The sequence below is a fragment of the Clavibacter michiganensis genome, assembly GCF_016907085.1.
In the GTDB taxonomy this organism is placed as follows: Bacteria; Actinomycetota; Actinomycetes; order Actinomycetales; family Microbacteriaceae; genus Clavibacter; species Clavibacter michiganensis_O.
Genome location: NZ_JAFBBJ010000001.1, coordinates 2,636,473 through 2,662,109 on the forward strand (window position 1 = coordinate 2,636,473; position 25,637 = coordinate 2,662,109).

General features: G+C 73.3%; 26 protein-coding genes. 10 read left to right on the top strand and 16 right to left on the bottom strand.

The features are described from left to right. Nucleotides 1–74: 74 nt before the first annotated feature. Complete coding sequence (locus JOE38_RS12380) at nucleotides 75–923, bottom strand: alpha/beta fold hydrolase (RefSeq protein WP_204576559.1); 849 nt, start codon at nucleotides 921–923, stop codon at nucleotides 75–77. A gap of 87 nt (nucleotides 924–1,010) precedes the next feature. Between JOE38_RS12380 and JOE38_RS12385 the strand changes: the two genes are divergently transcribed. Beyond that, complete coding sequence (locus tag JOE38_RS12385) at nucleotides 1,011–1,733, top strand: hypothetical protein (RefSeq protein WP_204576560.1); 723 nt, start codon at nucleotides 1,011–1,013, stop codon at nucleotides 1,731–1,733. 14 nt (nucleotides 1,734–1,747) lie between these two features. Here JOE38_RS12385 and JOE38_RS12390 read toward each other — a convergent pair whose 3' ends face one another. Both JOE38_RS12390 and JOE38_RS12395 read right to left on the bottom strand, forming a co-directional pair. Beyond that, nucleotides 1,748–3,181 carry a phytoene desaturase family protein gene (locus tag JOE38_RS12390; RefSeq protein ID WP_204576561.1) on the bottom strand — a complete coding sequence of 478 codons (1,434 nt, stop codon included), beginning with the start codon at nucleotides 3,179–3,181 and terminating at the stop codon, nucleotides 1,748–1,750. After that, entirely contained in the window at nucleotides 3,178–4,074 is an 897-nt protein-coding gene (locus JOE38_RS12395; RefSeq protein ID WP_307838876.1) for a UbiA family prenyltransferase, read from the bottom strand. Before JOE38_RS12395 ends, JOE38_RS12390 begins: the two co-directional genes overlap by 4 nt. A 64-nt stretch (nucleotides 4,075–4,138) precedes the next feature. Here JOE38_RS12395 and JOE38_RS12400 point away from each other — a divergent pair, with 64 nt between their 5' ends. Further along, a complete protein-coding gene (locus JOE38_RS12400; RefSeq protein ID WP_204576562.1) occupies nucleotides 4,139–5,341 on the top strand; it encodes a glycosyltransferase in 1,203 nt (400 codons plus the stop codon). 42 nt (nucleotides 5,342–5,383) lie between these two features. On the opposite strand, the gene JOE38_RS12405 is transcribed toward JOE38_RS12400, so the two are convergent. Continuing rightward, entirely contained in the window at nucleotides 5,384–6,097 is a 714-nt protein-coding gene (locus tag JOE38_RS12405) for an SDR family oxidoreductase (RefSeq protein ID WP_204576563.1), read from the bottom strand. A 131-nt stretch (nucleotides 6,098–6,228) separates the two neighbouring features. Between JOE38_RS12405 and JOE38_RS12410 the strand changes: the two genes are divergently transcribed. Then, nucleotides 6,229–6,648, top strand: a complete 420-nt coding sequence (locus JOE38_RS12410) for a MerR family transcriptional regulator (protein ID WP_204576564.1) — start codon at nucleotides 6,229–6,231, stop codon at nucleotides 6,646–6,648. Between the two features lie 24 nt (nucleotides 6,649–6,672). Here the strand turns inward: JOE38_RS12410 and JOE38_RS12415 are convergent, their stop codons facing one another. Further along, nucleotides 6,673–7,035 carry a hypothetical protein gene (locus JOE38_RS12415; RefSeq protein WP_063070407.1) on the bottom strand — a complete coding sequence of 121 codons (363 nt, stop codon included), beginning with the start codon at nucleotides 7,033–7,035 and terminating at the stop codon, nucleotides 6,673–6,675. An 89-nt stretch (nucleotides 7,036–7,124) separates the two neighbouring features. Here JOE38_RS12415 and JOE38_RS12420 point away from each other — a divergent pair, with 89 nt between their 5' ends. The 5 genes from JOE38_RS12420 to JOE38_RS12440 all read left to right on the top strand — a co-directional run bounded on the left by JOE38_RS12420 (nucleotide 7,125) and on the right by JOE38_RS12440 (nucleotide 9,351). Beyond that, nucleotides 7,125–7,661 carry a MarR family winged helix-turn-helix transcriptional regulator gene (locus tag JOE38_RS12420; RefSeq protein WP_204576565.1) on the top strand — a complete coding sequence of 179 codons (537 nt, stop codon included), beginning with the start codon at nucleotides 7,125–7,127 and terminating at the stop codon, nucleotides 7,659–7,661. 59 nt (nucleotides 7,662–7,720) lie between these two features. After that, nucleotides 7,721–8,143: an organic hydroperoxide resistance protein gene (locus tag JOE38_RS12425; RefSeq protein WP_094126565.1), complete on the top strand. Its 423-nt coding sequence runs from the start codon at nucleotides 7,721–7,723 to the stop codon at nucleotides 8,141–8,143. Next, a complete protein-coding gene (locus JOE38_RS12430; protein ID WP_204576566.1) occupies nucleotides 8,143–8,550 on the top strand; it encodes a DoxX family protein in 408 nt (135 codons plus the stop codon). Before JOE38_RS12425 ends, JOE38_RS12430 begins: the two co-directional genes overlap by 1 nt. A 93-nt stretch (nucleotides 8,551–8,643) precedes the next feature. Then, nucleotides 8,644–8,856 carry a hypothetical protein gene (locus tag JOE38_RS12435; RefSeq protein ID WP_204576567.1) on the top strand — a complete coding sequence of 71 codons (213 nt, stop codon included), beginning with the start codon at nucleotides 8,644–8,646 and terminating at the stop codon, nucleotides 8,854–8,856. A gap of 90 nt (nucleotides 8,857–8,946) precedes the next feature. Continuing rightward, entirely contained in the window at nucleotides 8,947–9,351 is a 405-nt protein-coding gene (locus JOE38_RS12440; RefSeq protein ID WP_204576568.1) for a VOC family protein, read from the top strand. Nucleotides 9,352–9,361: 10 nt separating this feature from the next. Here JOE38_RS12440 and JOE38_RS12445 read toward each other — a convergent pair whose 3' ends face one another. From JOE38_RS12445 to JOE38_RS12480, 8 genes are all read right to left on the bottom strand, one after another. Beyond that, nucleotides 9,362–10,486 (bottom strand): epoxide hydrolase family protein, encoded by a 1,125-nt coding sequence (locus JOE38_RS12445; RefSeq protein WP_204576569.1) that lies wholly within the window; start codon nucleotides 10,484–10,486, stop codon nucleotides 9,362–9,364. A 16-nt stretch (nucleotides 10,487–10,502) separates the two neighbouring features. Next, nucleotides 10,503–11,732: an ATP-binding protein gene (locus tag JOE38_RS12450; RefSeq protein WP_204576570.1), complete on the bottom strand. Its 1,230-nt coding sequence runs from the start codon at nucleotides 11,730–11,732 to the stop codon at nucleotides 10,503–10,505. Nucleotides 11,733–11,815: 83 nt separating this feature from the next. Beyond that, on the bottom strand, nucleotides 11,816–12,874 hold the full coding sequence (locus JOE38_RS12455; protein WP_204576571.1) for an ABC transporter permease: 1,059 nt from the start codon (nucleotides 12,872–12,874) through the stop codon (nucleotides 11,816–11,818). Further along, nucleotides 12,871–13,953, bottom strand: a complete 1,083-nt coding sequence (locus JOE38_RS12460) for an ABC transporter permease (RefSeq protein ID WP_204576572.1) — start codon at nucleotides 13,951–13,953, stop codon at nucleotides 12,871–12,873. Before JOE38_RS12460 ends, JOE38_RS12455 begins: the two co-directional genes overlap by 4 nt. Then, nucleotides 13,950–15,536, bottom strand: coding sequence for a sugar ABC transporter ATP-binding protein (locus JOE38_RS12465; protein ID WP_204576573.1), 1,587 nt, complete (start codon nucleotides 15,534–15,536; stop codon nucleotides 13,950–13,952). The genes JOE38_RS12460 and JOE38_RS12465 overlap by 4 nt, the downstream gene beginning before the upstream one ends. 93 nt (nucleotides 15,537–15,629) lie before the next feature. Beyond that, nucleotides 15,630–16,634: an ABC transporter substrate-binding protein gene (locus JOE38_RS12470; protein ID WP_204576574.1), complete on the bottom strand. Its 1,005-nt coding sequence runs from the start codon at nucleotides 16,632–16,634 to the stop codon at nucleotides 15,630–15,632. A gap of 149 nt (nucleotides 16,635–16,783) precedes the next feature. Next, nucleotides 16,784–18,451, bottom strand: coding sequence for a sugar ABC transporter ATP-binding protein (locus tag JOE38_RS12475; RefSeq protein WP_204576575.1), 1,668 nt, complete (start codon nucleotides 18,449–18,451; stop codon nucleotides 16,784–16,786). 125 nt (nucleotides 18,452–18,576) lie between these two features. Then, the gene (locus tag JOE38_RS12480) at nucleotides 18,577–19,599 is read right to left on the bottom strand and encodes a LacI family DNA-binding transcriptional regulator (protein WP_204576576.1); all 1,023 of its coding nucleotides are present in this window, start codon (nucleotides 19,597–19,599) and stop codon (nucleotides 18,577–18,579) included. 260 nt (nucleotides 19,600–19,859) lie between these two features. Between JOE38_RS12480 and JOE38_RS12485 the strand changes: the two genes are divergently transcribed. Beyond that, complete coding sequence (locus JOE38_RS12485) at nucleotides 19,860–20,816, top strand: manganese catalase family protein (protein WP_204576577.1); 957 nt, start codon at nucleotides 19,860–19,862, stop codon at nucleotides 20,814–20,816. A gap of 81 nt (nucleotides 20,817–20,897) precedes the next feature. Here JOE38_RS12485 and JOE38_RS12490 read toward each other — a convergent pair whose 3' ends face one another. Both JOE38_RS12490 and JOE38_RS12495 read right to left on the bottom strand, forming a co-directional pair. Then, on the bottom strand, nucleotides 20,898–21,722 hold the full coding sequence (locus JOE38_RS12490) for an alpha/beta hydrolase (RefSeq protein ID WP_307838877.1): 825 nt from the start codon (nucleotides 21,720–21,722) through the stop codon (nucleotides 20,898–20,900). A gap of 176 nt (nucleotides 21,723–21,898) precedes the next feature. Beyond that, a complete protein-coding gene (locus JOE38_RS12495; RefSeq protein WP_204576578.1) occupies nucleotides 21,899–22,180 on the bottom strand; it encodes a hypothetical protein in 282 nt (93 codons plus the stop codon). Between the two features lie 207 nt (nucleotides 22,181–22,387). On the opposite strand from JOE38_RS12495, the gene JOE38_RS12500 reads away from it, so the two are divergent. Then, entirely contained in the window at nucleotides 22,388–24,826 is a 2,439-nt protein-coding gene (locus tag JOE38_RS12500; protein ID WP_204576579.1) for a phosphoketolase family protein, read from the top strand. Between the two features lie 48 nt (nucleotides 24,827–24,874). Here JOE38_RS12500 and JOE38_RS12505 read toward each other — a convergent pair whose 3' ends face one another. Continuing rightward, nucleotides 24,875–25,609, bottom strand: coding sequence for a carboxypeptidase regulatory-like domain-containing protein (locus JOE38_RS12505; protein ID WP_204576580.1), 735 nt, complete (start codon nucleotides 25,607–25,609; stop codon nucleotides 24,875–24,877). Between the last annotated feature and the right edge of the window lie 28 nt (nucleotides 25,610–25,637).

Here is a 25,637-nt window from a genome sequence, read left to right on the forward strand (position 1 = left end):
CGCTCCGCCGCTCCTCTCGCCGATCCGGATCCGTCCGGGTCGGCGAGAGCCGTTTCCGCGGGTGCGTACCTCTCCTATGCGGCGGAGATGCGCTCCCGCAGCCGGGCGAGCGCGTCCGCGGCGCCCCGCAGCACCGCGATGTGGCCGTCGCCCGGCCGGATCACGAGCTCGGCGCCCGGCACGCGGTCGGCCAGCCAGCGCGCGTGCGCGACCGGTGCGATCCGGTCGGCGTCGCCGTGCAGCAGGATCACCGGCGCGCGGACGGCGGCGAGGTCGACGCCCCAGTCGGCGACGAGCGCGAGGTCGTCGTCGACCATGCCGCCGGGACCGGCGTCGAGGCCGTGCGACGCGACCCCGTCCAACCACGCCCAGTCGGTCTCCAGGGCGCGGAGGTCGCCGTCGGTGAACATCGCCGGGTCGAACGCGGACGCGGCCAGCTCCTGCTCGAGCGCCTCCCGCCCGGCCACCGCGGCCCGCAGCTCGCGCTCGCCGCCCGCGTGCATGCCGGCGAACCAGTCGAGGCCCTCCGCCCGGATCGGCGCGAGGGCCGCTCCGCACAGCGCGCCGAGCACGCGGCCCGGGAGAGCGGCCGCCGCCGCCAGCGCCAGCACCGCGCCGCTCGAGTGCCCGAGCACGGCGAACCGGTCGATGCCGAGGGCGTCCGCGACGGCCGCGTCGTCGGCCACGGTGGTCGCGACGGTGCGGCCCGGGTTCGGCGCGGATCCGCCGTACCCCGGCCGGTCGTACGACACCCACCGGATCCCGCGGCCCGCCGGCGCCTCCACGAGCGGCGCGGGCGGCGGCCCCACGTTCGGGGTGCCGTGGTGGTAGACGACCACGAGGTCGGCGCCGTCGCCGGATCCCGTGTCGTAGCAGTGCAGCGTGCGGCCGTCGGGCAGCCGCAGGTCGGTCTCGGTGAGCATGGGCCGAGCGTAGGCGCGCGGTCGCCAGGGGGACAGGGCCGCGATGCCGCCCGGGACACGCGCGGCGCGCGGTGACAGGATCGGCACATGGACGAGGCGCAGCGCAGCGAGCTCCGGGAGCTGCGCCGTCGTGCCTACGGACCCGCCCCCGATCTGGACGACGCCGAGCTCGACCGCCTGCGGGAGCTCGAGGCGCGCAAGGGCGGCACGGCCGTCGCGTCGGCCTCGGCGCGGGCAGCCGCACCCGGCGTCCGCTCCGCAGCCGATCCCGCGGACCCCGCCCTCGAGGAGCGCGACCCGGCGGCGCACGGCCCGGCGACGGACGATCTCGACGAGGACGACGCCCGCGCTGCCCGCCCGCCCGCCCCGCGCCGCCGCCGCCGCCGCACCGCGATCCTCTGGGCCGCGTCCGTCCTCGTCGCGGTCGGCGCGACCGTCGCGCTGACCTCCGGCTTCGCGTCGATGACGGGCCGCGACGTCGGGACCGTCGCGCTGGATCCCGACCGTCCCGTCCCCGACCGCTGGGACGACTGGTACCAGGACGTCGCGACGGGCGTCGGCGAGTTCCACGGCCTCACGGTGATCGGCCTCGAGAACCCCGCAGACGACGCGGCGTGCGTGACGGTCGTCGCCCCGCGCTTCGCCCGCGGCGCGAACCCCGTCGGCGGATGCGCGGCCGGCTCGTTCCCGGCCCGCGGGGTCCTCACGGTCACGGGCGACATGCCGGCCGAGCTCCGCGACGAGTTCCCCGAGGGCACGGCGCTCGAGTTCGTGCTCGAGGGCGCATCCGTGCGCGTCACCGCGGGGTAAGCGCCGCCCCCGCGTCAGGCCGGGTTCGACTTGAGCAGCCGGGTCACCGCGATCATCGCGCCGCCCACCACCGCGGGGATCCCGCCGCCGGGATGCACCGACGCGCCGACGCGCCACAGCCAGGGCCGCCAGGGGTCGTTGTACGACGGGCGGTGGAACGGCCCGCTCAGCCACGGCGGACGCGCGGCCCCGTAGAGCGCGCCGTGCGGCTCGCCGCCCTCGCCGTAGTAGCGCGGATCGAGCACGGTCTGCTCGTCGAGAAGGTCGGTGAGGGGCCCGTCGAGCCCCATCGCCGCCGAGACGCGGTCGACCTCGCGCCGCACGAAGGGGTGCTCGGCCGTGTAGCGACGGCCGTCGGCGGGAGCCGTGAGCAGGATCCCGACGGTGCTGCGCGGGTTCGGGTACACCTCGCCGGCGCGGTACTGGTTGACGAACACCATGGTGTCCGCCGGCTCGTCGCCCGCCTCGAGGCTGCGGTGCAGCGCGGCGGGCCGCGTCGGGAGCACCACGCTGTGCGTCGCGATCTCCGCCGGCAGCTCCTCCCGCAGCACGCCGTAGAGCGCGACGGCCGAGCAGGAGAGGGCGCGGGGGCGCAGGCGGGGGAGCGCCGGGATCCGCGACGGCCCCATGAGCGTGGTCAGCCGGTCGGCGTCGAGGGCGCTAACGACGAGGTCGGCGGGGTAGCGCCCCACGGCGGTGGTGACCGAGCCGCGCTCGATGCGGGTGACGGCCTCGCCGGTGCGCACGTCGACCCCGGCCGCCTCGACCAGCCGACCGAGCGCGAGCACGATCTCGTACACACCGCCGCGCGGCACCCAGGCGCCGGTCTCCGCCATGATCGCCGGCATGCTCGCGTAGAGGGCCGGGGTGCGCGCGGGAGAGACGCCCGCGTTGAGGGTGTGGATCGCGATGATCTCGCGCAGCCCGTCGGGCAGCCACGGAAGGCCGTCGAGGTAGGCGCGCGTGGTGAGTCGCGTGCCGTAGACGTCCAGCAGCCGGCGCAGCGCCGGGAGCGCGGCCCGGTCGAGGGGATCGGCGAGCAGCAGCTCGGTCACGTCGTCGGCGAGGGGCGCGTGCAGGTCGGAGAACCGCTTCCAGGCGGGGTACCAGGGGTGATCGGGCGCCACCGGCAGGGAGGTCTCCTGGCCGTCGTAGTAGTAGCGGCCGACCTCGGGCATCCGCACCAGGTCGAGCGCGCCGTCGTCGCGGGGGCGCTCGGGCGCGCGGCCGCCGTCGCCGAGCCGCCGCAGCAGCTCGTCCCACACCGCGGGGAACGTCACCAGCGACGGGCCGGTGTCGATGCGGTCGTCGCCCAGCCGGATGCGCCGGCTCTTGCCGCCGAGCTCCGGGGAGGCCTCGAGCAGGGTGACGCGGTGGCCCGCGTGCGCGAGCAGCGCGGAGGCGGTGAGCCCGCCCATCCCGCCGCCGACCACGACGATGCGGCTCACGGGGTACCTCCCAGCACGATCGAGACCATGAGCAGGACCCCGGCGAACGTCCCGGCGATGTACGGGAATGCGACCGACAGGCGGTAGAGGCGGTGGCCGGTCTCCGGCCGCGGGTCGCGCAGCAGGCCGACCACGAGGATCCCGGCGATGAGCAGGTTGACGGCCGCCACGGGCACGCTCACCACCGCGAAGAGCGCCGTGGAGACGAGCCACCAGGCGCCGCTCCACAGGGCCGTCCCGCGCGGGCCGAGCCGCACCGCGGTGGTGGTGATGCCCGCTTCGCGGTCCTCCACGATGTCCTGCACCGCGTCGAAGGCGTGCTTCGCGACGCTCCAGGCCATGAGGCCGAGGGCGGCGGGCCAGACCGGCGTCACCTCGAGGGCCGCCGGCACGATCACCAGCGGCAGCGCGTAGGCCGCGTTGCTCAGCGAGTCGAGGAAGGGCCGGGCCTTGAAGCGCAGCGGGGGCGCGGAGTAGAAGACGAACACGCCCGCGTAGAGCAGGATCGCCGCGTTCGCGAGCGGCGGCAGCGTGAGGACGAACCAGACGAGGAACGGGACGTTGACGGCGGCGACGGCCCAGGCGATGAACCGCACCTCGGACTGGCGGATGCGCGCACCCTCGATGGATCCCTTGCGGGGGTTGGCCGCGTCCGTGTCCTGGTCGTAGATGTCGTTGACGCCGTAGATGAGCAGGTTGAACGGCAGGGTCAGCCACAGGATGATCGGCAGGGCCCGCAGGTCGAACAGCGCGCCGGTGAGCCACACGGCCACGAGACCGGACCCGATGGTGTTGATCCACAGCACCGGGCGCGAGATGAGCACGAGGCGGCGCACGGCCACGCCGATCCCCGACGGGGCGGTGCGGGACATGGTCTCGCTGCCGTCGGTCACTCGCACGAGCGTACGCCGTGGACGCGGGCGGAGGCGTCACGGCTTCCGGGTCCAGACTGACCCGATGCGCCTGATGCTGCTCACCGCCGGTACCCGGGGCGACGTGGAGCCCTTCGCGGCCCTGGCGCGACACGCCGCGTCCCGCGGTCACGAGGTGCGGCTCGCACTGCCCGACGACGCGGTCGCGCCCGAGGGCGTGGACTGCGTGCGCCTCGACCTGGACGTGCAGCGGGTGCTCTCGCCGGCCCGCCGCACCCCCTGGGCCCTCGCGCACCACCTGCGCACGGAGGTGCGGCCCGCGATGCGGCGGACGATCGTCGCGGCGGTCCGCGAGACGGTCGCCTTCGAGCCCGACGTGGTGATCCACCACCCCCTGATCCTCAGCGCGCCCTTGGTGGCGGACGCGCTCGGCGTCCCGCGCGTGGTGGTGGAGTTCGCGCCGGTGGCCACCGCCAGCGCGCGCTTCCCCGCCGCCGGCGGTCCCACGGCCACCCGCGACCTCGGTGCGCGCAACCGCTCCACCTACGCGGTGCCGCGCGCCGTCGCGCGCCTCTTCGACGGCGACGTGGCGCGCGCCGCGGCCGAGCTGCCGGGCGGTCGTCGTCCTGCCCGGCGCTCGCCGTCGCGCGCGACGCTCATGGCCGTGAGCCCGCAGCTGCTGCCGCGTCCCGACGACTGGCCGGAGCGGGTGCACCAGACGGGCGCCTGGTACGACGAGGCGTCGGCGGCGTCCCTGGACCCGGTCGTCGGCGAGTTCCAGGGCGCCGGCCCCTACGTCGTCGCCTCGTTCGGATCCATGGCGAAAGGCGATGCGTCGGCCCGCGGGCGCGCGATCGTCACGGCCGCCCGCGCCCGCGCCCACGGCCTGCGGGTGCTGGTCCTCACCGGGTGGGGCGGGCTCGCGCTGCCGGAGGAGTGCCGGGGACCCGACGTGCTGGTGGTGCGGTCGGCGCCGTTCGACCAGGTGCTGCCGGGCGCGGCGCTCGCCGTGCACCACGGCGGGGCCGGCACCTCGCACGCCGTCGCCCGGGCGGGCGTGCCCGCCGTCGTCGTGCCCTTCATGGCCGACCAGCCGTTCTGGGGCGCCCAGCTGCACCGGCAGGGGGTGGGCGCCGCCCCGATCCCGCTGCGCCGCCTGTCGGTCGACGCCCTCGTGCCCGCGATGGGCGACGCCCTGTCCCGACGCGAGCGGGCGACCGAGGTGGGCGGGCTCATGCGGCGGGAGCGCGGGGTGCGGCAGGCGGTCGACGCGCTCGAGTCCCTCTGACGCGCTCCCGGCGGCGGGCCCTCCCCGGCCGGCCGGCGGCGATCAGCCGAGGATCGCGCGCATCCGCTCGTAGAACGGGGCGGGGTCGCCGGCCAGCGAGTCCTTCACCATGCGGCTCCAGTCGTCGACGACGACCTCGACGGATCCCGCGACCACGCCGTCGAGCGACGCCCGGGCGACGTCGCGCGGGGCGATCATCGGGCCGTCGTAGCCGGCCATGATGTCGGTGTCCGCGGCGCCGAGGTGCACGCCCTGCACGAGGGTGCCCTGCCCGGCGAGCTCCAGCCGCACCGCGTTCGTCATGTTCCACTCGGCCGCCTTCGCCGCCGCGTAGCCGCCGGCGCCGGAGGTCGAGAACCACGACAGGGCCGACAGGATGTTGACGATCCCGCCCCCGCCGTTGGCCGCGAGCACGGGCGCGAAGGCGCGGATCACGCCGAGCGTCCCGTAGAAGTGGGTGTCCATCTCGCGGCGGATCTCCGCCATGTCGCCCGTGATGAGCGCGGCGCCGGTGGAGATGCCCGCGTTGTTGACGACGAGCGTCACGTCCTGCGCGGCCTCCGCGGCGGCGCTGACGGACGCCGGGTCGGTGAGGTCGAGGCGCAGCACCTCGACGCCGGGGATGTCGATCGCCTCGGGTCGGCGCGCGGTCGCGTAGACCTTGCGGGCGCCGCGCTCGAGCAGCTCCTCGACGAAGGTGCGGCCGATGCCGCGGTTGGCGCCGGTGACGAGGGCGACCCGATCCTGGATGTCCATGCGTGCTCTTCCTCCTGCCGCCCGCGTCGTTCGCGGAGTGCGGCGCGGCCTACGCTAGGAGTTGACGTCGACGTGAAGGGCAAGTCCGCCCGCGAGATCGACGGGATCACCACCACGAGGGAAGAGGCGACATGCTGCGGATCGGCGACGTGGCGGGGCGAGCGGGCGTGAGCACGCGGGCGCTCCGGTACTACGAGGAGCAGGGCCTGCTGCCGGCCGAGCGCACCACGAGCGGCCAGCGCGTCTACCCGGAGGCGGCGGTCGAGCGCGTGCAGCTCATCCAGCAGCTGTTCGCCGCTGGTCTCCCCAGCCGAACGATCCGCCAGCTCCTGCCGAGCGTCGACTCGGGCGTCGCGGCGCCCGAGTCGCTCGCGCTCCTGCGCTCCGAGCGCGACCGGATCACCGCGGCCATCGCCGAGCTCGAGCGCGCCCGCGAGGAGCTGAACCGCGTCATCGACATCTGCCTGCACCCGACGCCGGAGCACTGCCCGGCGCTGCGCGAGGGCGGGGCGGCGTACGCGGGGGCGCGCGAGGAGGGCGTCGCGGCCTGATCCGGCGGTCGCTCGCGCAGGCGGCTACGGCCGCTCGTCCACCACGCCCACGAATCGGCTGCCGATCCCGTCGACCTCGCGGCGAGCCAGGCCGAGCGCGGGCTCGGGGAGCTCGTCGGGGGAGTGCCGCTCGCAGGAGAGGTAGGAGAACTCGGGCCACCACTTCTTGGGGCGCACGGCCTCGGTGAAGCCGCAGACCTCGCACGTCAGCTGCACCCAGACCGGCCGCTTGCCGGTCGCGTTGGCGCGGGACTGCGCGAGCCAGGCGGGCGGATCCTGGTCCATCGCGGCGATCTCGGACTCCGGGACGCGCCCCGGGATGCCGTGGCGCGTGGCCATCTCCAGCGGGATGCCCAGCCGCAGCGCGGCCTCTCGTCTCGTGATCATGTCGCTCCAGGGTACTTGGGCGGCGCTCCTCCGCTGGGCATCGGCCGAGATGAATTGCGCACAATCTTGTTCCGTGGCAGGGTCGGAGCATGACCGGAACCGAGAGCTGCATGCCCGCCGACGAGACCGCGCCGCCCGCGCGCATCGCCGACGAGCTGGTCTGCTTCTCGCTCTACACGGCGTCGCGATCCACGACCCAGGCCTACCGCGCGCTCCTCGCGCCGTGGGGCCTCACCTACCCGCAGTACCTCGTGCTGGTGCTGCTCTGGTCGGGCGACGACCGCACGGTCACCGAGCTCGGACAGCAGCTCGACCTCGACTCGGGCACGCTCTCGCCGCTGCTCGCGCGGATGGAGGAGGCCGGCTTCATCACGCGGCGCCGGATCTCCGCCGACCAGCGCGTCGTCACCGTGTCGCTCGCCGAGCGCGGCCGCACCGTGCGGGCCGAGCTCGCGCACGTGCCCGCGGCGATCATCCGCGGCATGGGCCTCGACCTCGACCGCGCGCGCCAGCTCCTCGCCACCCTGCAGCTGCTGACCGCGGGCATGCAGGAGACCACGACCGAGGCGCTCGCGAACCCCGCCACCCGACCGGCCGAGGCGTCGGCGCGCACCCGCACCCCCTGATCCGCACCACCCATCCCCACCCCGGCCGCCACGAGCGGCCACGAACGGAAGGAACCGACATGGACGCCCTCTACACCGCGGAGGCCCTCGCCACGGGAGCCGGCCGCGACGGCCGTGTGGCCGTCAGCGACAGCGACCTCGCGCTCGACCTCTCCATCCCCAAGGCCATGGGCGGATCCGGCGAGGGCGCGAACCCCGAGCAGCTCTTCGCCGCCGGCTACGCCGCGTGCTTCCACTCCGCGCTGCAGGGCGTCGCCCGCGCGCGCAAGGTGAAGATCGCGGACTCGAGCGTCGGCAGCCGCGTGAGCATCGGCTCCAACGGCCAGGGCGGCTACATGCTCGCCGTGCACCTCGAGGTCGTCATCCCCGGGGTCGAGCACGACCTCGCGCAGGAGCTCGCCGACCAGGCCCACCAGGTCTGCCCCTACTCGAACGCGACCCGCGGCAACATCGAGGTCGTCGTCACCGTCTCGGACGACTAATGGCCGGCGTCGCCCGCACGTCCTTCCCGCGCACGGCCGCCCGCGTCGTGCTCGGAGCCTTCCTCGCGTTCGCCGGCGTGACCCACCTCACGGTCGCGCGCGAGGAGTTCCGCGCGCAGGTCCCGAAGTCGCTGCCGGTGCCCGAGGACGTGACCGTCATCGGATCCGGCGTCGCCGAGATCACGCTCGGCTCGGCCCTGCTGTTCGCGCGCTCGCGCCGCGGCCTCGCGGGCTGGGCGGCCGCCGCGTTCTTCACGGCGATCTTCCCGGGCAACATCGCGCAGTACGTCCACAAGCGCGACGCCTTCGGCCTCGACACCGATGGCAAGCGCCTCGGCCGGCTGTTCTTCCAGCCGGTGCTCATCGCGGTGGCGCTCTGGTCGACGGGGGCGCTGAAGAAGCGCTGACCCGCAGCACGCACCACGACGGCCACCGGATCCCGCAGGGGACCGGTGGCCGTCGGTCGTGACGCGGCCGCCGCGCCCTGCCAGGCTTCAGGCATGGCGGACGACCGGGACGAGGGCTTGGCCTCGTCGATCATGCGCGACCAGTACCTCTACCTCGTGATCACGGGGATCGTCGCGATCGTCTACGGCACCCTGCATCCGGAGCAGCGCGTGCTGGGCTACGTCGCCGGCGGGCTGTTCATCGTGGTCGGCGGCATCATGCTCCGCTGGTCGCTGCGGCGGAAGCGGGAGCGCGGCGGCCGGTAGACGACACCGGTGGTCGCGGGCCTTGACCGCGGTCGCCGTGCACGGGACGCTGATCGCATCGACGCCGACCGTCTCGAAGGGGAGACCGCCATGCCCATGATCTTCGTCAACCTGCCCGTCACCGACCTGCCCCGCGCGATCGCGTTCTACGAGGCCGTCGGCTGCACCGTGAACCCGGACTTCACGGATCGGAACGCCGCGTGCCTCGTCGTGGAGGCCGACCGCAGCGCCTTCATGCTGCTCACGCGCGACTTCTTCCAGTCGTTCCTCGACCTGCCCGTGGGCGACCCGTCCACGAGCGCCGCGGCCATCACCGCCGTCATGCTCGACAGCCGCCAGGACGTGGACGCGCGCGCGACCGCGGGCCTCGCCGCCGGCGGATCCGAGGCCAGGCCGGCCGTCGACCTCGGCTTCATGTACCAGCGGCAGCTGCGCGACCCTGACGGGAACGTGATCGAGCTCGGGCACATGGATCCGGTCCCGGCGGGCGCCTGACCGGACGGCACTACCGCAGCATCCGCAGGAACGCCGTGATGTCGTCCGCCAGCAGCCCCGGCTCCTCGTGCGGCGCGAAGTGGCCGCCGCGCGGCATGGTCGTGTACCTGGCGACGTCGTAGGTGCGCTCGGCCCAGCTCCGCGGCGGGTGCACCAGGTCGTGCGGGAAGACGGCGACCGCGGTCGGCACCCGCACGCGCTCCACCGGCGCGGTGCGTCCGGAGCCGTACGCGAAGTACGGGCGGAGCGAGGTGCCGATGGATCCCGTGAACCAGTAGAGCGACGCGAGTGTCAGCAGGTGGTCGTCGCTGAACACGCGGGACACGTCTCCGCCGCAATCGCTCCACGCGCGGTGCTTCTCGAGGATCCACGACAGCAGCCCCACGGGCGAGTCCTGCAGCGCGGGCGCGAGGGTCAACGGACGCGTCTGCTGCTGGTGCTCGTAGCCGCCCTCGTCCGCCTCCCATGTGCGCATCTCCTCCACGTGCGCGCGCTCCTCATCGGTGAGCGTCGCCTCGTCGAGGTCCGTGGGCGCGGCGACCGCCATCAGGTGAATCCCCGCCACCGCCTCCGGGTGCGCCTCCGCCAGCCGCGACGTGATCCCCGCGCCGAGGTCGCCGCCGTGCGCCGCGTACCGCGCGAAGCCCAGCTGCTCCGTCATCAGCCGGTGCCAGAGCTCGTGCGTCGGCTCGTCCATCCGCGGCCGCGGCGGCGAGAACGGGAAGCCGGGGAGCGCCGGGACGATTACGGTGACCGCGTCGTCCGGGTCGCCCCCGGAGCGGGATGGCTGCGACAGCCGCTCCGCGAGCGGCACCAGCTCGAGCGCGGAGCTCGGCCAGCCGTTCGTGAGGACGATCGGCAGGCCGCCGGCGCGCTCGGCCTCGAAGCGCAGGTAGGAGATCGGCGTGCCGTCGAGGTCGGCGACCGCCCACGGCAGCGCGCGGATCTCCCGCTCGCGCGCCCGCCAGTCGTACCCGTCGGCCCAGACGACAGCCAGGCGTCGCAGTGTCGCCTGGTCCGTGCCCGCCTCCCAGGCGTCGACCGGCCACGCGGGCGCCCAGCGCGTGCGGCGGATCCGGTCGCGGAGGTCGTCGAGGTCGGCGTCGGTGACGTGCAGGGGGAGCGGGTGGGTCATGGACGTCCTCCGGTGCTCAGGGGTTCAGTGGCCGACGGGGGCGTCGGGCACCTACGGGAGGAACGTCGAGCACGGGTACCGCGCGCTTCATGAAGCGGTCGAAGTCCGGGACGGTGAAAGCGGCGTATCCGTGCTCCGGAGTGAAGAGCAGGCCCATCTCGATGAGCTCCGCCCGAGTAGGACCCAGTTGGGTCGAACTCCTGTCCATGAGAGCAGCGACGTCGCCTGCCTTCTGGGGTGCGGCCCCTAGCTCTGCCATCGCGCGCATGTAGGCGGTCTGCAGGGGAGTGGCGCGGTCGAGACGGACGCGGAAGAACGAGCTGTCGAGCTTGGCCTCGTACGCATCCTGGGCGAGGACGACGTCTTCGCGGGTGATGCGATCGTTCGATGCGATCGTCCACACCTGCGACCCGAGCTCTTGGATGAAGTAGGGGTAGCCGCTGGTGATCTCCACGGCGAGTGCGACGGCATCGGCGTCGAAGCTCGCCCCCTCCGCCGCTGCCGGCTCGACCAAAGCGGCCCTCGCGTCGTCCTCGTCCAGGGAGTCGATGCGCGGAAATTTGAACAACCGCTCCGAGTAGGACTTGGCATCGCCTACGAGCTCGGCGATCTGCGGCAGTCCCGCGCCGACGAACGTCACGGGGAGGCTGCGTTGGACGGTCTTGTGGATCGCTTGGATGAGCGCCTCGAGCTGGCGGGAGTCCAAGAACTGGACCTCGTCGATGAGCAGGACGATGCCGTCGCCCTTTTCGGAAGCCGCCTCGCCGACGGCGATGAGCACGTCCGTCAGGTCCATAGCCAGATCGCCATGGTCGGCCAGACCCTCGGCGGCCGGAACGTCCCAGCCGATCGACCACGTCCCCTCAGCGTTCACCGACACCGCGAACGAGCTGAGGACGCTCGCTGCTCGCGCACCCTTGTCGCTCCAACGGGCGCGGGGGGAGATGCGGAGGAGGGCAGCCTTGAGCTGCGATGCGATCGTCTGGCGGAAGCGGCTCTCACCGTGCTTCACGGCCTCGAACTCGATGACCTCCCAATGCTCCTGGAGCGCGATGGTGCGGAAGCTGTTCAGCAGCACCGTCTTGCCGACCCCGCGGAGGCCGGTGATGATCATGGACTGATCCGTGCGGCCCCGGCGGAGTCGTCCGAGCAGATTGCGGAATGCCGTCGTCTGCTCATCGCGCCCGATGAGGATCTCGGGTTGAGCTCCGGCATTGGGCGTGTAGGGGTTACTCAGGGCGTCCATGGACGCAGCTTACAAGCTTTATCACGGTTTATGTCGAATGGATAAAGCGCCCTAAAGCTAGTAAGCAGTGCGGGCCGCGTGCGCTACGTCCGCCGCCCCCGCGCCATCACCGCGCGCTGCAGCAGCACGAAGACCAGCAGGATCCCGCCCGTGATGATGGTGGTCGCCTCCGGCGGGATGCCGCCGTCGCGGGTGATGAGCACGTTCATGAGGCCGAGCACGAGCGCGCCCACGACCGACCCGAGCACGAAGCCGACGCCGCCGGTGAGGAGGGTGCCGCCGATCACGGTCGCGGCGATCGCGTCGAGCTCCCAGCCGATGCCGGTGATGTTCTGCGCGCTGCCGAGGCGGGCCGTGTAGATCACGGAGGCGAGGCCGGCGAGCGTGCCGCTGATCACGTAGACGGCGAGCTTCGTGCGGCGCACGGGCAGGCCCATGAGCGCGGCCGACTGCTCGGATCCGCCGGTGGCGTAGACCGTGCGGCCGAGGCGCGTGCGGTGCAGCACGAAGAACGCGACGGCCACCACGACGAGCGCGATGAGCACGCCCGGCGTCGTGACGACGTCGTTCACCTTCGGGCCGTCGACCACCTTCATGTTGGTGGCGAGCGAGCGCAGCGGCGACGCGTCGTCGAGCCGCTCGGGCACCGTGCTGAGGATGGAGGCGAGCCCGCGGCCGAGGAACATCATCGCGAGCGTCGCGATGAACGGCTGCACGTCGAAGAACTGGATCAGGACGCCCGAGACGATTCCGGAGGCCGTGCCGATGAGGATCATCAGCACCATCACCACCCACGGGTTCCAGCCCGCGTTCGCGAGCAGCACGCCCGCGACGCTGCTGACGGCGACGATCGCGCCGACGGACAGGTCGATGCCGCCCGTGAGGATCACGAACGTGAGCCCCACCGCGAGCACGATGACGTGCGCGTTGTTGATGAGCAGGTTCGACAGCGTCGCGGCCTGCAGGATCCGGCCGTACGCGATCTCGCCGTAGGCCAGCATCGCCAGCAGGATCACCAGGGCGGCGACCGTCGGCAGCGAGTCGAGGCGGAGGCGCATGCGTCGGCGCGGCGGCCGGGATGCGGTGCCGGGTCCCGGCGCGGGCGTCGGGGTCACGGGCGGCTGGATCGTCGTGGCGCTCATGCGGGCACGGCCTCCTTCTCGGTCGGCACGGGTGTGGGCGCCGGCGGGCGGCGCCGCGTGAACAGCGCGCGGACGCGCCGGGACTGCAGGAGCACGATCGCGACGATCACGATCGCCTTGAAGGCGGGCGTCGCCGAGGACGAGATGCCGAGGAACACGACCGTCTTGTCGAGGGTCGCGATGAGGAGCGCGCCGACGGCCGCCCCGAGCAGGTGGAACTTGCCGCCCGCGAGCGAGGTGCCGCCGATGACGACCGCGAGGATCGCGTCGAGCTCCAGCTGGTAGCCGGTGCGGGAGACGTCGACCGTCATGACGCTGGCGGTGGCGAAGATCCCGGCGACGCCCGCGAGCAGGCCGCTCGCGATGTACGCGGTGAACAGGAGCGCGCGGCGGTCGAGGCCCGCGAGGCGCGCGGCCTGCGGATCCATGCCGATCGCCTCGATCATGAGGCCGAGGGCGCTGCGGCGCACGAGCACGGCGACGCCGATCGTGATCAGCACGGCCAGCAGGAACACCACCGGCAGCCCCACGAGGTAGCCGTTCGCGACCCAGCGGAACGGCTCGTTCGACGCGGCCGTGTTCTGCCCGGCCGTGATGACCTTCGCGAGCCCGCGGCCGGCGAGCATGATCACGAGCGTGCTGATGAACGGCTGCAGCCCCACGACGGAGACGAGCATGCCGTTCACCGCGCCGAGGATCCCGGCGATGAGGAGCGCGAGGCCCATCGCGCCGAGCGCGACGCCGAGCGAGTCGGATCCGGCCGCCTTCAGGAACTCCATGGAGACGGCGCCGGCGACCACCATGATCGAGCCGACGCTGAGGTCGATGCCGCCGGTCGCGACCACGAGGCACATGCCGACCGCGATCATCAGCACGGGCGCCGCGGCGCGGAGGATGTCGACGAGGTTGCCCACGAGGTTCCCCGTGTCGGGGTTCACCGAGAGCGCGAGGTAGCCGGGGTCCTTCGCCACGTTGATGGCGAGCAGCAGCACGATCGCGACCGTGCCCCAGAACCAGGGCCGGTGCAGCACGTCGGCGAGCGGGCGCGGGCTCCGCTTCGCGGGAGTGGTGTCGCTCATCGTGCTGCCTCCTCGGGCGCGGTGCGGGTCGCGGTGTCGGGCACGGTCGCGAGCGCGACGTCGGAGACGCCCTCCTCCGCGATGGCGGCGACGATCGACTGCGCCGTCACGTCGGGTCCCGCCTCCAGCTCGGCGATCTTGCGGTGGTCCTTGAGCACGACGATGCGGTCGCTGAGCCGCACCACCTCCTCGAGCTCCGAGGAGATGAACACGACGGCGACGCCCGTGTCGGCGAGGGCCGCGACCTGCTCCTGGATCTCGGCCTTGGCGCCCACGTCGATCCCGCGGGTCGGCTCGTCGAGGATCAGCAGCTCCGGCTCGGTCGCGAGCCAGCGGCCGAGCAGCACCTTCTGCTGGTTGCCGCCGGACAGGTTCCGGATGGGCCGGTCGGGATCCGCGGGCCGCACGTTGAGCTCGGTGAGGTACTTCGCGACGATCCGGTCCTTCTCCTTGCGCGGCAGGGGACGTGCCCAGCCGCGCTTCGCCTGCACGGCGAGCACGAGGTTCTCCCGCACGCTGAGGTCGCGGATGATCCCCTCGTCGCGCCGGTTCTCGCTGGAGAACGCGATGCGGTGCCTCAGCGCCTTGGCGGGGGAGGAGATGGCGACGGGCGCGCCGTCCATGGTCACGGATCCGGTGTCCGGCTTGTCGACCCCGTAGAGGAGGCGCGCGAGCTCGGTGCGACCGGAGCCGAGGAGCCCGGCGAGGCCGACGACCTCGCCGCGGCGGAGCTCGACGTCGGTCGCGTCGAGCGAGCCCTTGCGGCCGATGCCGGTGGCCCGGTAGACGGGCTCGCCGTCGGCCACCTGCCGCGAGGCGCGCTCGCGGTCGAGGGAGCGGAGGGCCTGCAGGTCCTTGCCGATCATCAGGGCGATGAGCCCGGCCCGGTCGATGTCCCGGGTGAGGTGCTCGCCCACGAGCTTCCCGTTGCGCAGCACCGTGAGCCGGTCGCTGATCGCGAAGACCTGGTCGAGGAAGTGGGAGACGAAGAGGATGGCGACGCCCTCGTCGCGGAGGCGGCGCATCACGCGGAAGAGGCCCTCGACCTCGTCGGCGTCGAGGCTGGAGGTCGGCTCGTCGAGGATCAGCACGCGGGCGTCGACGACGGTGGCGCGGCTGATCGCGACGAGCTGCTGCAGCGCGAGGCTGAGCGCGGAGAGCGGGGTGCGCGGATCCAGGTGGCCGAGGCCCACGCGCGCCAGCACCTCGGTGGCGGCGGCGTGCGTGCCCCTCCAGTCGATGCCGAACCGGCCGCGCTTCTCGTGGCCGAGCATGACGTTCTCGCCGATGGTGAGGTTCCCGCAGAGGTTGACCTCCTGGTAGACCGTGGATATCCCGGCGGCCTGCGCGTCGGCGGTGCCGGAGAGGCGGCGCTCGCTGCCTCCTACGAGGACGCGGCCCGAGTCGATCCCGTAGACGCCCGTGAGCGCCTTGATGAGCGTCGACTTCCCGGCGCCGTTCTCGCCCATGAGCGTGTGGACCTCGCCCGGGAAGAGCCGCAAGCTCACCCCGTCGAGCGCCTTGACGCCGGGGAAGGAGATGGTGATGCCCTGCATCTCGACGATCGGGCTGGGTGCCTGCATGGCGCGTGCTCCGTTCCTCCGCCGGCGTCGTCGCCGGGCGGGTGGGCGGCGGGGCGGATGGTCCGCCCCGCCGCGGGTGTCCGTGCGGGCGGGTCAGAACTTCCGGTCGGGCAGCGCGGTGGCGGCCTTCTCGGGCGAGTCGAACACGTCCGACGGGACGACGATCGACGACTCGACGCTCTCGCCGTCGAGCAGCGCCTGCACGGCCTCGAGCGCGGTGCCGCCGAACAGCGGGTTGTACTCGGCGACGAAGCTGAGCTTGCCGTCGGCCAGCGCCTGCAGCGCGTTCTTGGTGCCGTCGATGGTCGCGATCTTCACGTCCTCGCCGGGCGTGAGGCCTGCCTCCTCGACGGCCTGGACGGCGCCGAGGCCCATCTCGTCGTTCTGCGCGAAGACCATCTGCACGTCGTTCGCGTTCGACTTGAGCACGGTCTCGAAGACGCTCTTGGCCTCCTCGGTCGACCAGTTCGCGGTCTGCGCGCCGACCTTCGTGAAGGAGCTCTCGGCGCCGATGACCTCGTCCCAGCCCTCGTTGCGCTCGTTCACGACCGAGACGCCTGCCGGGCCCTCGAGGGTGAAGTACTTGCCGCCCTCGGGCAGGGCGGTCTTGGCCCAGTCGGCGACCGACGAGCTCACGGCGATGTTGTCGGGCGCGATGCGGGTCGCGTAGAGCGAGTCGTCGTCGGGCTCGATGCCGCGGTCGATGAGGACCACGGGGATCTCGGCCTCCTTGGCGCGCTCGAGCGAGTCCTCCCAGCCGGATCCCTCGGTGGCCGAGAGCAGGATCACGTCGACGCCCTCGTCGACGAACGACGTGAACGCGTCGATCTGCGACTTCTGGTCGTTGTTGGTGGCGGGCGCGTACTTGAGGTCGAACCCGGCCTCCTTCGTGAAGGTGTCCTGGATGTCCTTCTCGTTGGCCTGGCGCCAGGCGCCCTCGGGGCCGACCGCGACGAAGCCGACGGTGGCCGTCTCGCCGCCGCTGTCCGCGGCGCCGCCCGCCGTGGATCCGGTGCCGGAGTTGCTGTTGCAGGCCGCGAGGCTCAGGGCGATGGCCCCGGCTGCGGCGATGGTGGCGATGCGCCTCTTCGTGGACATGTATCTCCTCCTTGAGATGTCGGGACGTCGGCGTCCCGTTCCGGCAGTCGGGCCGGTCGTGCTGCGGTGGCGCGGGGTGCTGCCGCGTGCTCGGGATGTTACCGGTAACAGTTCTGGTGGCACAAGGGCGCCGTCGCGGCGGACGCGCATCAGCGTCGGGGCGGCTCCGGAAGCCCCGGCAGCGCCGGCAGCGGGAAGTCGCCCTCGTCCTCCTCGTCGGCGGGCGCCGCGATCAGCTCGACGAGCGTGTCGACCGTCACGCCCGGCCCGTTGGCCAGCTCGCCGATCTTCTCCCGGTCCTTGAGCACGACGATCCGGTCGCTCACGCGCACGAGCTCGTCGAACGCGCTGGAGATGAAGACGACCGCGACGCCCTCGAGCGCGAGCTGCGCGATGTGCGCCTGGATGTCGACCTTCGCGCGGATGTCGACGCCGCGCGTCGGCTCGTCGAGGATCAGCACGCGCGGCCGGATCGCCAGCCAGCGCGCGAGCAGCACCTTCTGCTGGTTCCCGCCGGAGAGCTGGCCGGCGGGCGTCGCGGGGTCCGCCGGCGTGATGCCGAAGTGCTCGATGTGCCGCTCGACGAGGTCCTCGCGCTCGGCCTTGGCGAGCGGATGCGCCCAGCCGCGCAGCGCCTGCAGCGCGAGCACGATGTTCTCGCGCACGCTCAGCTCGCCGATGAGGCCCTCGGCGCCGCGGTCCTCCGCCGAGAGGGCCACGCGGTTCCGCAGCGCGTCGGCCGGCCGGTCGATCACGACGTCGCGCCCGCCGAGCGTCACCACGCCGCCGTCGGCCCGGTCGGCGCCCGCGAGCAGGCGCGCGAGCTCGGTGCGGCCGGATCCGCGCAGCCCCGCGATGCCCACCACCTCGCCCGGGTGCAGCTCGAGGTCCACCGGCCGCAGCATCCCGCGGCGGCCGACGCCGGCGGCGCGGTACAGCGGCGGCCCGACCGGATCCACGCGGTGCGCCCGCCGCTCCGAGCCGATGCGCTTGAGGTGCGCCACGTCGGTGCCGATCATGCGCGCGATCAGCTCGGCCCGGTCGATCTCGTGCGGCAGGTGGTCGCTCACCTTCACGCCGCCGCGGAGCACGGTCATCCGGTCGCTGAGCGCCAGCACCTGCTCGAGGAAGTGGGAGACGAACAGGATCGCGACGCCCTGGTCGCGGAGGCGGCGGATCACCTGGAACAGGCGCGCCACGTCGTCGGCGTCGAGGCTCGAGGTGGGCTCGTCGAGCACCAGCACGCGCGGCCGGTCGACCATGGCGCGGGCGATGGAGACGAGCTGGCGGCTGGCGGGGGAGAGGTCGGCGAGGCGGTCGCGGGGATCCAGGTCCGCGAGGCCGAGCTCCGCGAGCATGGCGGCGGCGCGCTCGTGCGTCCGGCGCCACGAGATGCCGAGGCGGCCCCGCATCTCGTGGCCGAGCATCACGTTCTCGCCGACGCTGAGGTTCTCGACCAGGTGCGACTCCTGGAACGCGGCCTGGATCCCGAGGGCGCGCGCATCCGCCGGCCCTCCGAGCCGCACGGGCTCGCCGTCGACGAGGATCTCGCCCGCCTCGATGCGGTGCACGCCGAGCAGCGCCTTGATGAGCGTCGACTTGCCCGCGCCGTTCTCGCCGAGGAGCGCGTGCACCTCGCCGGGGTGCAGGTCGAGGTCCACGCCGTCGAGCGCGACGCCGTTCGGGAAGGCGACGGTGATGCCCCGCATGCGCACGGTGGGGCGGGTCGAGGTGTCGGAGCGCGCGGGGCGCGCGGATCCGGGAGCGGCGCTCGGGCCGGTCGGGCGGATCGTCGTCGATCCCCGTGCGTGACGCACCTGGTGCTCCTCGGGTTCCGGGCCGGGCGGCGGCCGCGTTCCGGGCGGGCCCGGTGTGCACGACTGTAGCCGCCGGTCGGCGGCGCGGGGAGGGGGCCGGGCCGCGGATCCCCCGGGTGCCGGAATCAGTCGACGCGGCGGGCGGCGGCGCTCGAGTCGCGCACCACGAGCTCGGCCGGGATCCGCGTCGCCTGCGGGATCTCGCGCCCCTCGATCGCGGCGATGAGCACGTCGACCACGAGCGATCCGAGCGCCGGGAAGTCCTGCCGGACGGTCGTGAGCGGCGGGAGGAAGTGGCGGGAGACGGGCAGGTCGTCGAAGCCGACGACGCTGAGGTCCTCCGGCACGCGGATCCCGCGGTCGTGCAGCCCGTGGATCACGCCGAGCGCCATCTCGTCGTTCGCCACGAACACGGCCGTGTACTCGGGCACCGCGGTGAGCCCCTTCGCGAAGTCGTAGCCGAAGTCGCTCGACCAGTCGCCGATCACGATGGGCCGCTCGCGCATGCCCCACGCCCGGGTGCGCGCGTGGAAGGCGCGCTCGCGGGCGCGTGCGTCGAGCCAGTCGAGCGGGCCGGAGACGTGCAGCACGTCGCGGTGGCCGAGGCTCGCGAGGTGGTCGACCACGAGCCGCGTGCCCGCGGACTGGTCGACCGAGACCGTGAGGAACGCCGGATCCTTCTCGGCCTTCACCACGAGCGTCGGCAGCCCGGTCGTGATGGTGCGCAGCACGGCGACGGACGACGAGCGCGGCGCGACCACGCACAGCGCGTCGATGCCCTGGCCGGTGAGGTGGCGCACGGCCTCCTCGGGCGTCGCGTCCTCGTCGTCGCGCAGCGCGAACGACGCGACCGAGTAGCCGCCGTCGCGCGCCGACCGCTCGATGGCGCGCAGGATGCTCGACGGCCCGAACTCGACGGCGCTCTCGATGAGCACGCCGATGCGCAGGGCCCGCTGCGTGACGAGCTGCCGGGCCGCCATGTTCGGCCGGAAGTCGAGCTCGGCGACGACCTCGAGCACGCGCTGCCGGGTCGACTCCTTGACCTGCGGGTGCCCGTTGAGCACGCGCGAGACGGTCATGTGCGAGACGCCCGCGCGCTCCGCGACCTCGCGGAGTCCGAGCCGCTCGCCGCCGCTCCTGACGCTCACCCGCACTCCATCCGGCATCCTCCGACGCGGCGCCTCGCGTCGCGCCCGCCGGGGCGCGGGCCGGTCGCATCCCCCGTCGCTGCGCACACCCTACCGGGGCGGATCCGCGCGGGACCGGGAGCGACGACCGCCGGACACTCGTCCCCCGTTACCCGATCGACCGGACCCTGGCAAGCCCCCACCGCATCCCGCAGGCTGCTCGCCGTCCGGAGCAGGGTGGAGGCGCGATGGTTTCGCCGCATGAAGACATAGGAGCACCTATGTACTTCCACGCACAGACCTGGATCAACGAGATCGCCGACGGCGAGCCCGACCCCGCCGCCGCCAACGCGCTGCAGGAGGGCCTCGGCGGCCAGTTCGGCGAGATGCGCACGATGATGCAGTACCTCTTCCAGGCCATGAACTTCCGCGGCGCCGCCGCCAAGCCGTACCGCGACCTGATCCAGGGCGTCGGCACCGAGGAGATCAGCCACGTCGAGCTCATCGGCACCACGATCTCGCGCCTGCTCGACGGGTCGCCCGAGTACAGCGGCAAGCTCACCGACCCGCTCGACACCCCGGGCAAGGGCGGGGCGACGCCGCTCAGCATCGCGCTCGACCACGGCAACATCCACCACCACCTCGTGGGTGCCCAGGGCGCGCTGCCCGTCGACGCCGCCGGCAACCCGTGGAGCGGCAGCTACGTCTACAACTCGGGCAACCTCCCGCTCGACCTGCTGTACAACGTCATGCTCGAGTCGACCGGCCGCCTGCAGAAGTGCCGCATCTACGAGATGACGGACAACCCCGTCGCCCGCGCGACCGTCGCCTACCTCATCGTGCGCGACCAGGCGCACGAGAACGCGTACGCGAAGGCGCTCGAGACGCTCGGCGTCGACTGGGGCAAGCTCCTGCCGATCCCGAAGACCAACGCCGAGCAGTTCCCCGAGGTGAAGAAGCTCCTCGACCTGGGGCTCCAGAGCAAGCAGTACAGCTTCGACCTCGACGGCAAGAGCGAGGCCGGCCGGATCTTCCAGGGCGCGTCGCCCTCGAACGACGGCACCGGCCTGACCGCGACCGAGCAGGCGCCCGTCGGCTTCCCGTCGACCATCGCGCCCGAGCGGCTCGAGGAGTTCGCGCCCGGCCTCGACAAGGACCTGCTGGCCCTCGTCCAGGAGACGGCCGAGCGCGAGCTCGCCGACATCGAGGCGTTCTACGGGCCGACGAAGACGGCCTGATCCGCGTCACCTGATCCACGCGACGGCGCCGTCTCCCTCGCGGGAGGCGGCGCCGTCGTCGTGCCGGATCGAGGAGCTACGTCAGCCGCAGTAGCTCATCGAGGCGCTGATGGGACCCGTGGCCGCGGGGGCCGGGCAGATGCTCACGGACTCGTCGCCGTCGAGGTAGCGGGCGAGGAACGTGGTGGCGGCGTCGCGGATGGTGGCGTTCGGGGTCCGCACCCCGGCGGTGTGCCCGGCGCCGCGGAGCTCGACGTACTCCTTGGGGGTGGGCGCCGGGATCGACCGGTACATGCGCTTGCCCATGAGGAAGGGGATCGCGACCGGGTCGGCCTGGCCGGTGATGATGAGGGTCGGCGTGGTGTCCGACGGATAGGACGCGGGCACGTCGAACGGCTCCACGGCGACCACGGCCTTCAGCTCGTGGCGCGCCTGGGCAGCCCGGAGGACGCCCGCCCCGCCCATCGAGTAGCCGAGGACGGCCACGCGGGCGGGATCCACCTCGGCCGACACGGCGCTGGATCCCGTGAGGTAGTCGACCGCGGCCAGCGTCTCCTGCTCGCGCTGGCCGGGGCGGTCGAGGACCCCGTCCGTGTCGATGGTGAAGGCGACGTAGCCGGCGGCCGCGAGCGCCTCGCCGTACCAGCGCATGTCCGCGTGCGTGTCGCGGAAGCCCGGTGTGATGACGACGGCGCCGAGCGTCGTGCCGGCGGGCGCCTCGGGGGCGAAGACCACGCCGCCGCCGAAGCCGGAGACGTCGCTCCGGGGGACGGCGATCTCGTCGACCGGGGCGGCGTCCGCGGCGCGAGCGGGGGCGGAGATCGGCGCGGCGACCGCGAGGACGACGGCGATGGCGGCGACCGCGGCGGCATGCCGGGCGCGGCGGAGGGGGATCAGGGTGGACACGGGGCCTCGTCGGGGTCGGGCGTCCGAGCGGCCTGCCCGACCGGATCGTCGAGCACGGTAGGCGACCTCGGTCGGCGGTCGCGCGGATCCTCCTCAGGGCGCATCCGCGGCATCGCCGGCGCCGCCTCCGACGCGACCCGCCCCGCGCACCCGGTGGGCGCGCGGGGCGGGGCACCTCAGCAGTGGATCCGGGGCGGGGTGCTGGATCCGTCGTCGGAGCGCGCGCGGTCGGTGGCGGCGCCGATGTCCCCGGGCGGGCCCCAGATGCACCCGTCTCCCCGGCGGAGCGAGGTGGCGGGGTCGGCGGAGCCGTGGGCGACGGCACGCGCGACGGAGCTCGCATGGGTCGCCGCGGGCGCGGCCTGCGCGACCGTCGGGACGAGGACGAGCGCCCCGGCGAGGGCGCCGACGGCGAGCGCCGCCCGGGCGGTCGTGGTGCGGGCGATGCGGTGGGGCATGGTGGTTCTCCTTCTTCCGTTCACGGGAGCGCGGCCGTGCGGCCGGCCGATGCGCGGCGGGAGCGCGCCGACCGCGCGGGGACGCGACGACCCTAGGACCCGACCGGCGGCTCCCGTCCGATCGCTCCCCGGCCCGTGCCGCTGGGCGTCGACCGAATGCGCACCCGCCACCCGGGACGCCGCGCACCCGCCGCCGTAGGCTGATGCATGGCCTCCGACACCGCACCCCGCGACCCCGCCGCGCCCCTCTACCTCGACGTCGTCGACGGGTGGTGGCGCGCCGCCAACTACCTCTCCGTCGGCCAGATCTACCTGCTGGACGACCCGCTGCTCGAGCGTCCGCTCACGCGCGACGACATCAAGCCGCGACTGCTCGGGCACTGGGGCACGACCCCGCTGCTGAACTTCGTCTACGCGCACCTCAACCGGGCGATCATCGAGCGCGACCTCGACATGATCTACATCGCCGGCCCCGGCCACGGCGGCCCCGGCATGGTCGCCAACGCGTACCTCGACGGCACCTACTCGGAGCTGTTCTCCGCGGCGACGCCCGATCGCGACGGCCTCCGCCACCTCTTCCGCCAGTTCTCGTTCCCGGGCGGCGTGCCGTCGCACGCGGCGCCGGAGACGCCCGGATCCATCAACGAGGGCGGCGAGCTCGGGTACTCGCTCGTGCACGCGTACGGCGCCGCGCTCGACAACCCCGACCTCGTGGTCGCGTGCGTGATCGGCGACGGCGAGGCGGAGACCGCGACCCTCGCCGCCAGCTGGCACCTCGACAAGTTCCTCGACCCGGAGTCGGACGGGGCCGTGCTGCCGATCCTCAACCTCAACGGCTGGAAGATCGCGAACCCCACCGTGCTCGCGCGCATCCCGGAGGAGGAGCTGCTCGCGCTCTTCACCGGTTACGGCTACTCCCCGCGGATCGTTTCGGGTGGCTTCGACGGCGAGGACCACGCGGCGGTGCACGAGCGGTTCGCGCTCGCGCTGGGCGACGCGCTCGACGAGATCAGCCGGATCCAGCTCGCGGCCCGCACGGGCGGCAGCGAGGAGCGCCCGGCGTGGCCGATGCTGATCCTCCGCACCCCGAAGGGCTGGACCGGCCCCAAGGAGGTCGACGGCAAGCAGGTCGAGGGCACGTGGCGCGCGCACCAGGTGCCGCTCTCAGGTGTCCGCGACGACCCGGATCACCTCCGCCAGCTCCAGGAGTGGCTCGAGAGCTACCGCCCGCACGAGCTCTTCGACCGCGACGGCCGCCTGACGCCCGCGCTCCAGCCGAACCGGCCCGAGGGCGACCGGCGGATGAGCGCCAACCCGCACGCGAACGGCGGCCTGCTCCGCCGCGACCTCCGGCTCCCGCCGCTCGAGGTGAACGCGATCGACTTCAGCGACGGTCGCGGCGTCATCGCCGAGCCGACCCGCGTGCTCGGCGGCTGGCTGCGCGACGTGATCGCCCGCAACCCGCTCGACTTCCGGATCTTCGGCCCCGACGAGACCGCCAGCAACCGCCTCGACGACGTCTACGAGGTCACGGCCAAGGCCTGGCAGGGCGAGGTGCTGCCGGTCGACGAGCACCTGGCGCACGAGGGCCGGGTCATCGAGATCCTCAACGAGAACATCACGCAGGGGCTGCTCGAGGCGTACCTGCTCACCGGCCGGCACGGGCTCTTCACGTCGTACGAGGCCTTCATCCACATCGTCGACTCGATGTTCAACCAGTACGCGAAGTGGCTCGAGTCGAGCTCGAAGGTGGAGTGGCGGCGGCCGGTCGCGTCGTTCACGTACCTGCTCTCCTCGCACGTGTGGCGGCAGGACCACAACGGGTTCTCGCACCAGGATCCGGGATTCCTCGACCACGTCGTGAACAAGCGCGCCGAGATCGTGCGCGTGTACCTGCCGTTCGACGCGAACTCGCTGCTCGTGACCATGGACCACTGCCTCCGCGGCACCGACCTCATCAACGTGGTCGTCGCGGGCAAGCAGCCGACCGCGAGCCTGCTCTCGCTCGAGGAGGCGCGGGCGCACGGGGCACGCGGCGTGGGCGTGTGGGAGTGGGCGGGCACCGAGGTGCCGGGGCTCGAGCCCGACGTGGTCGTCGCGTGCGCGGGCGACATCCCGACCGTGGAGGCGATGGCGGCGGTGCAGATCCTCAAGCGGGAGATCCCGCAGCTGCGCGTGCGGTTCGTGAACGTGGTGGACCTGATGCGGCTGCAGGACTCGACGCAGCACCCGCACGGGCTCGACGACGGATCCTTCGACGCGCTCTTCACGCGCGACAAGCCCGTCATCTTCGCGTTCCACGGCTACCCGTCGCTCATCCACCGCCTCACGTACAAGCGCCACAACCACGCGAACATGCACGTGCGCGGCTTCGTGGAGCAGGGCGGCACGACCACGCCGTTCGACATGCTGATGCTCAACGACCTCGACCGGTTCCGGCTCGTGATGGACGTGATCCGCCGCGTGCCGCACCTCGAGACCACCTACGCGGGCCTCTCGCAGCGCATGGACGACGAGCGCATCGCGCACCGCGTCCACACGCGCGAGTTCGGCGAGGACATGGACGACGTGTCGGGCGCGGAGGGGCTGCCGTTCGCGGATCCGAACCGCCAGGTCGCGATCGACAACGGGGACGACAACGCGTGAGCCCCGGCGCGCGGGCCGCCCGACCTCCGTCGACGTCGGGCGGCCGCATCACGGGGCGGGCGCGAGCGTCGCATCGACGCCCGTGACCACCTGGCCCCAGCGCGAGACGGCGATGCGCAGCGCCAGCGCGCGCTGCGTCCGGTCGCCGGACCACTCGGGGAGGTAGGCGCGCGGATCCGACGACGGCGTGCCGAAGCGCACGACGTAGAAGCCGGGCTCCAGGTTGCCGAGCGCGTAGCGGCCGGACGCGTCCGTGAACCCGGACGCCTCCAGGCGCCCGTCGCCGGTGGCGCGCAGGACGTCCACGGGCGCGGCCGCGGCGGGCGCGCCGCCCGGGAGCGTGACCGTGCCGCCGAGGCCCGCGGGGGTGCGGATCACGATGTCGACGCGGGTCTCGCGTCCGGCGGACGCGGTGAAGAAGCGCGCGTCCCGCCATTCGTTGACCTGGCCGAGGTACTGCGAGGCGGGCGTGCCGCCGAGCGCGACCCAGGCCCGCAGCGTGTAGCGGGTGGCGCGCACGCCAGCGAACCGGAACGCGCCGTCGACGATGTCGACGCTGTCGCCGAAGGGGATGTCGGCTAGCTCGAGCGAGACCTCGCCCGTGCGGACGAGGTTCCGGGGATCCACGCGGTCGAGGTAGACGCGGCCGACGACGGTGGCGGTGGCGGCGTCGGGCGCCGGGGCGGGATCCGCGGACGCGGGGGAGACGGGGCCGGCCTGAGCTGCGGTGATCAGGGCCAGGGCGATGAGGCCGACGAGACCGCGTCGGCGGACGGAAGGCATGGGTGCTCCGATGCTCGGACCGGCGGGG